The organism is Kitasatospora cinereorecta, assembly GCF_024172095.1.
In the GTDB taxonomy this organism is placed as follows: Bacteria; Actinomycetota; Actinomycetes; order Streptomycetales; family Streptomycetaceae; genus Kitasatospora; species Kitasatospora cinereorecta.
The window spans coordinates 1,468,823-1,476,119 of sequence record NZ_JAMZDX010000003.1 but is presented as its reverse complement, the minus strand read 5'-3'; the positions used below and the strand labels follow the sequence as shown (position 1 = coordinate 1,476,119).

Annotated in this window: 1 protein-coding gene; it reads left to right on the top strand. The window is 68.9% G+C overall.

Features of this window, described 5'->3' with window-relative positions; all coding sequences use genetic code 11:
- Positions 1-194: 194 nt before the first annotated feature.
- Complete coding sequence (locus FHR36_RS20035) at positions 195-7,283, top strand: polymorphic toxin-type HINT domain-containing protein (protein ID WP_253799225.1); 7,089 nt, start codon at positions 195-197, stop codon at positions 7,281-7,283.
- Positions 7,284-7,297 lie beyond the last annotated feature (14 nt).

The window sequence follows — 7,297 nt, the reverse complement described above, 5'->3', positions numbered from 1 at the left end:
GTTTATGTCCCGAACTGAGTTGATCATGCCCGCGTAGGGTCTCCCCCAGCGGTCGCCATGACTGTGCGACTGCACATGTCGACATATCTCTGGGGGAGATGATCGTGGGGGATTGGCGTACAAACACGCCGGTCAACTCACCGCTGAGACGGAGGGGCCAGTGGCTCTCCGTGGTCAGCGTTGCAGCTTTGACGATGACTATGCTGGCAGCCCCGTCGGCGGAAGCACTCGCCGCCGCGCGGCCGCACGGGAAGGTCTGGGCCCCGCCGAAGACGCCGCTGGCGTCGCAGAAGTCGGTGAAGGGCAAGGACCTCAAGCCGGGCAAGTTGGAGGCACCGAAATTCCCGGTGCCGGGCGAGTGGAAGCCCGCCGCCCCGGCCGCGGTACCGACCGGCTCGGCCACCGTCGCCCTGCCGGACGCCGCTCCGGTCCAGGCCGGCAAGCTGCCGGTGAAGGTCGCCAAGGGCGAGCAGAAGTCGGCCCGTTCGGTGAAGGTCGAGGTCGCGGGCGGTGACAAGGGCAAGGCCGCGGGTGTGGCCGGTCCGGTCGTCACGCTGACGGACACCGACGCCTCGACCGAGGACCACAGCGTCAAGGTGGCGCTGGACCTCAAGGCGCTCCAGGGCGCGGGCTGGGCGGACCGCGCACGGCTGGTGGAGCTTCCCGCGTGTGCGCTGACCACGCCGGAGAAGGCCGAGTGCCAGACCCAGAAGCCGGTCGCCTCCAGCGTGGATCCGAAGACGGGTGTGCTGACCGCGCAGGTCACGCTTCCCGCCGCATCCGACAGGACGGCGACCAAGAGCTCGCTGCCGGACGGCAGCGGCGGCAAGGCGGTGCAGGCCGGCTTCGTCCAGGCCGCTGCCGCCGCCTCGGCGACCGTGCTGGCCGCGGACACCTCCTCGGGCGGCGCGATGGGCAGTTACTCCGCCTCTCCGCTGTCGCCGTCGATGGCGTGGGGAGCCGGTTCCAACGTCGGCAACTTCACCTACTCGTACCCGATCCAGGCCCCGGCCTCGATCGGCGGCTCCGGCCCGTCGGTGACCCTGTCGTACGACTCGTCGAGCGCGGACGGCAAGACCTCGGCTCAGAACGCCCAGGCCTCCTGGATCGGTGAGGGCTGGAGCTATGAGCCGGGCTTCATCGAGCGTTCCTACCGCGGCTGCGACAAGGACGGCATCACCTACTCCGCCGACCAGTGCTGGGCTGGGCAGAACGCCAGCCTCAGCCTCGGCGGCCACTCCGGCACCCTGGTGCGCGACGATGCCACCGGGACCTGGCACCTCCAGGGTGACGACGGTTCGAAGGTCGAGCAGCTCACCGGCGCGGCGAACGAGGCGCGGGGCGGCGAGTTCTGGCGCGTCACCACCTCCGACGGTGTCCAGTACTACTTCGGTCAGAACCACCTGCCCGGCGGCAACCACAGTGACCCCGCCACCAACTCGGTCGACTACATGCCGGTCTACTCGCCGAAGAGCGGCGACGACTGCTACGACTCCGCCAAGGGCAACGCCTCCTGGTGCCAGGAAGGTTGGCGCTGGAATCTCGACTACGTCGTGGACCCGCACCAGAACCTGGTCACCTACAGCTACCAGCAGGACCTCAACTACTACAGCCGGGGCGGAGGCCAGAACGGCGGCAATGGCACGCTGACTTCCTATGTCCGCTCCGCCGAGGTCACCCAGATCGCCTATGGCCAGCGCCTCTCCGAGCAGCTCGCCGCGAACGGCTCCGTGAAGCCGGCCGCCAAGGTGCTGTTCACCACCGGTGAGCGCTGCACCGCCTCCGGCTCGGTCACCTGCACCACCGCCCAGCGCACCAAGGCAAACCAGGCGAACTGGCCGGACACCCCGCTCGACCAGAACTGCGCCTCCAGCGGCGCCTGCACCAACTATTCGCCGACCTTCTGGTCACCGCTGATGCTGTCGAAGATCGAGACCCAGGTCCTGGTTGGCTCCGCCTACCGCTCGGTGGACTCGTGGGAGCTGAAGCACACCTTCCCGGACCCGGGTGACGGCACCAAGCCCTCGCTCTGGCTGTCCTCGATCCAGCGCACCGGCAGCAACGGCCAGACTGCCGTGACGCTGCCGGCGGTCTCGTTCACCGCGCGCGAGTTGCCGAACCGTGTGGACGGCCTGACCCCGGCCCAGCCGGCGTTCTACCGGCCGCGCATCCAGCAGATCACCACCGAGACCGGCGGCCAGATCAACGTCGTCTACGCCGACCCCGAGTGCTCCCGGACCGGCGGCCACATGCCGTCCTCCGAGGACAACAACTCGATGGCCTGCATGCCCGTCCACTGGTACCTGCCCGGCTCCTCCTCGCCCGACCCGGTGAACGACTGGTTCAACAAGTACCTGGTCACCGCGGTCACCGAGCAGGACGCGGTCACCGGTACCACGCTGACCAAGTCGACCAACTACAGCTACGGCGGCGGAGCCGCCTGGCACCGCAACGACGGCGAGTTCACCGACCCCAAGGTCCGCACCTGGGACGAGTTCCGCGGCTACCAGACCGTCACCGTGACCACCGGTAGTGGCAACAGCGGTGAGGCGCCCAAGACGCAGAAGGTCACCACCTATCTGCGCGGTATGAACGGCGACGTCAAGGCCGACGGCTCGACCCGCAGCGTCTCCGCCTCCTTCACCCCCTACCCGGGTGCGAGCGCGGTCACCGTGCCGGACGAGAAGTGGCAGGCCTCCACCGTGCTCGGCGGCCAGACCTTCGACAAGGCCGGCGGCTCGGTGCAGAACGCCTCCGCCACCGTCGCCTCCGGTGACGTGGTGACGGCGACGCACAAGCAGCTGAACGGCATGCCGGACCTGGTGGCCCGGTACCAGAGCACCACCATCACCTCGACCTCGTGGGCGAAGCTGGCCGACGGCTCCTGGCGCACCACCAACGCGGTGGCCACCTCGGACCCGGCCAACGGCAACCGTCCGCTCCAGGTCGACGACAAGGGCGACGGCACCGCCGCGGCCCCGGAGACCTGCACCACCAAGACCTACGCGACCAGCACCAACCCGCTGATCCGCACCCTGGTCTCCGAGGAGCGGGCAATCACCGGCGCGTGCGGCACCACGCCGAATGCGGCCAACACGATCAAGGGCAGCCAGACCTTCTACGACGGCAAGCCGTTCGGCCAGGCCGACGCCACCGGCGACCCGACCGGCACGCGCTCGCTCGACTCGTACGACGGCAGCGGCCAGCCGGTCTACGGCCAGACGGCCACCGCCTCGTTCGACAGCTACGGCCGGGCCACCTCGACCGTCGGCCCGGACGGTGTCACGGCGCAGATGGCCTTCACCCCGGCCACCGGGGCGGTTCCCACCCAGGTGACCATGACCGGCCCGATGGGTGCCTCCTGGGCCAAGTCCCAGACCTTCGACCCAGGCCGCAGCCAGCCGCTGGTGGCGACCGACCAGAACGGTCACACCACCACCATGCAGTACGACGGCCTCGGCCGTCTGACTGCCGCGTGGAAGCCGGACCGGGCGACCAACCTCAGCCCGAACGTCAAGTTCTCGTACGCGATCAACGGCGTCACCGCTCCGACGGTGGTGACCTCGCAGTCGATCACCGAGGACGGCACGTACGCCACCAAGAACGAGCTGTACGACGGCCTCGGCCGGCTCCGCCAGACGCAGACCACTCCGCTCACCGGCGGTGCGGGTCGCCTGATCACTGATCAGGCCTTCGACTCGCACGGCTGGGTCGTGAAGACGTCCGCGCCGTACTACGAGTCGGTGAATCAGCCCAACGGCACGCTCTACGCCCCGCAGGACTCCCAGGTCCCGGCACAGGACTGGATCACCTACGACGGCATGGGCCGCAAGGTGACCGACGCCTTCATGTCCTATGCCCAGCAGCAGTGGGTCACCACCACTGCCTACCCGGGCGCCGACCGCACCGACTCGACCCCGCCCCAGGGCGGAGTCCCGACCAGCGCCGTCAGCGACGCCCACGGCAACACGGTCCAGCTGTGGCAGTACCGGGGCAACACGGCCACGGGCAACCCGGCGGACGCCGACATCACAAGCTACGGCTACACCGCCTCCGGTCAGCCGAAGTCCCGCACCGACTCCTCCGGCAACACCTGGAACTACACGTACGACCTCCGGGGACGCCAGACCGCTGTGTCCGATCCGGACACGGGGGCGACCACGAGCACGTACGACGTGAACTCGCGCCTGGCCACGACCCGGGACGCCAAGGGCAACGTTCTCGCCTTCGCATACGACGTCCTCGGCCGCAGGACCGGCATGTTCAACGGCAGCGTGGCACCGGCGAACCAGCTCGCGAGCTGGACCTACGACACCGTGCCGGGCGCCAAGGGGCTGCCGGCCTCGTCCACCCGCTATGTCGGCGGAGCCCCTGGTGACGCCTACACATCGACCATCACCGGCTACGACGCTGCGGGCCGCCCTCTCGGCTCCACCGTGACCATCCCCGCCAAGGAGGGGGCGCTCGCCGGCACGTACACCACCAGCAACACCTACACCCCGGTGCTGGGCTCGCTGGACCACACCAACCTGCCCGCCATGGGCGGTCTTCCGGCGGAGGAGGTGGACTACCTCTACTCCAACACCGGCCTGCTGATTGCCTCGGGCGGCAACTCCACCCTGGTCACGGACGTCCAGTACGACGCCCTCGGCCGACCCACCCGCACCACCGTCGGCGACTGGGGCACCCAGGTCGTATCCACCCAGAGTTACGACTGGGCCACCGGACGGGTGGTGAACTCATTCCTCGACCGGCAGACCGGCACCACCTCGCTGGACCAGGTCGGCTACACGTACACCCCGTCCGGCCGGATCACCTCGATCAAGGACGTCCAGAGCGGCACCGCGACCGACCTCCAGTGCTTCACGTACGACTACCTGAGCCGGCTGACCAACGTCTGGACGGACACCGCGGGCACCACCACCGCCGCGGCCCCGTCAGTCCCGGGTATCGGCGGCTGCACCAACGCGAGCAGCCCCGCCGTGGTCAACGGCAAGCCCACCGTCGGCGGCCCGTCCCCGTACTGGCAGACGTACGGCTACGACGCCACCGGCAACCGCACCTCCCTGGTGCAGCACGACGTCAACGGCGCCGTCCTCAACGACGTCACCACCACCCAGACCTTCAACCCTGCGAAGTCGGTCAACTCGGGTGACGGCAAGGGCGGCCCGCACGCCCTGCAGTCGACGTCGACCAGGTCGGCGAGCGGAACGGCCGTCACGTCGTTCCAGTACGACGCGCTCGGCAACACCACCAAGGTCACCGACCCGAGTGGCAGCACCAACCTGACCTGGAACGGCGAGGACAAGCTCAGCACCCTCGCCAAGCCCGGCCAGAACCCCGGCACCACCTACCTCTACGACGCGGACGGCAACCAGCTGCTCCGCCGCAACCCCGGGAAGACCACGCTCAACCTCGGCATGGACGAGCTGACGCTGGACACCGCCTCCGGGTCGATGACCGACGTCCGCACCTACCCGGGCGGCGGCGGGATCAGCATCACCCGGGTCACCGCCCCGACCGGCGGCGGCAAGCTGGTGTACCACTCGGCCGATCCGCACGGCACCAACGGCGTCCAGATCGACACCGACGCCGCGCAGACCGTCACGCGGCGGCCGACCGACCCGTTCGGCAACGCGCGCGGCACCCAGCCGGGCAGCGGAACCTGGGCCGGCAGCAAGGGATTCGTCGGCGGCAGCGCCGACGACGCCACCGGGCTGACCCATCTCGGCGCCCGCGAGTACGACGCCGTCCACGGCCGGTTCATCAGTCCTGACCCGATCCTGGGCGCGGGTGACCCGCAGCAGTGGAACGGCTACGCGTACAGCGACAACAACCCGGTCAACGGCAGCGACCCGAGCGGCCTGTTCTGCGACGGCTGCAGCGCCAACAACCCGGACTCGGTCTGGAACCCGACCAGCCCGAACTTCGGCGGAATCGGCTGCACCACGGAGGCCTGCTACAACCGGGACGGCTCGATCGACTACAAGATCGACAACAGCAGCCTGGGCACCATCCACACCGGTAGCAGCGGCAGCGGCAAGTCCAGCAACGTCGCGGTCTCGGTCCTGCAGAGCGTCCCGACAGATCGGCTGAAGAAGTTCCACGACGAGCTTCAAATGATCATGAAGGAGTCGCCGGACACCTGGAACGTCGAAGGCACTCCCGCCTACAACGCCGTGATGCGGTACGCCAAGAACGCGCTCTACGGCAACCTCACCCTCCAGGACCTCTGGAAGGGAACCAAGGGGCAGGTCGCAGGCCTCCTGGCCGGGCTCGTGGGCGCGGCGCTGTGCCCGGAGTCCGCGGGAATCGGCTGCGCGGTGGCCGTGGGAGCACTGTCCGGATTCGTCTCGGCGTGCGTGGACAACTGCAAGGACAAGCAGGCACTCCTCCTGAGCACCGTGGCCGGCGCCGCCACCGGCTATCTCGGTGGCAAGCTCGGCGGGAAGCCCGGCGGCGAGCCCGGCGCGGAACCCGGCGCGAGCCTGGTCGGCGGCTGCAGCTTCTCACCCGAGACGCCGGTCCTGCTCGACAACGGTGAGACGAAGCCGATCGGCGACATCACAGTCGGCGACCGCGTGGAGGCGGCCGATCCCACGACCGGCGAGCACGTCGGCGGCCGCGAGGTCACTGCGCTGCACGTCAACCACGACGACGACCTGATCGATCTCACGATCGGCACGCCCGACGGCAAGTCCGGCGTCATCCACACGACGTCGAAGCACCCGTTCTGGGACGACAGCCGCAAGGCGTGGATCCCTGCCGGAGAGCTCGCCGCCGGCGACACGCTGAAGACCGCAGCGAACACGCAGGTGTCCGTCCTCGGCACGGCCGTTGTGCCGGGCACCGCCGACATGTACAACCTGACCGTCGACCAGCTCCACACGTACTATGTGGCACTCGGGTCGACCACGGTCCTGGTCCACAACATCGGCGACTGTCCGACAAAGATCGCCCTGGGTCTGTCCAAGGTCGGCAACAACAGGGACGCGCTGCAGGACTTTGCCGACACGCACGGCGCCCAGTACTTCGAGCACTGGGACGACTTCGAGGCCGTGGTCAGGAGTGCCCTCAAGGAGGACAGCAAGACGACGATCTACTTCAACCTCGACGGCATCACCGAGCCTGCCGAATGGGCCAAGACGGCGAGGACGAGCAACCCCTACGCCTCGGACCTGACAGCCTGGGAACTGGCGATGATCCGGGACGCCCCCGCGTCCGCGCGGGCTCGGGTTGTCTGGGTCAACGGCGACAATCCATTCCCGGAAGCCGGGAAGTAGAGCGAACAGGTCTG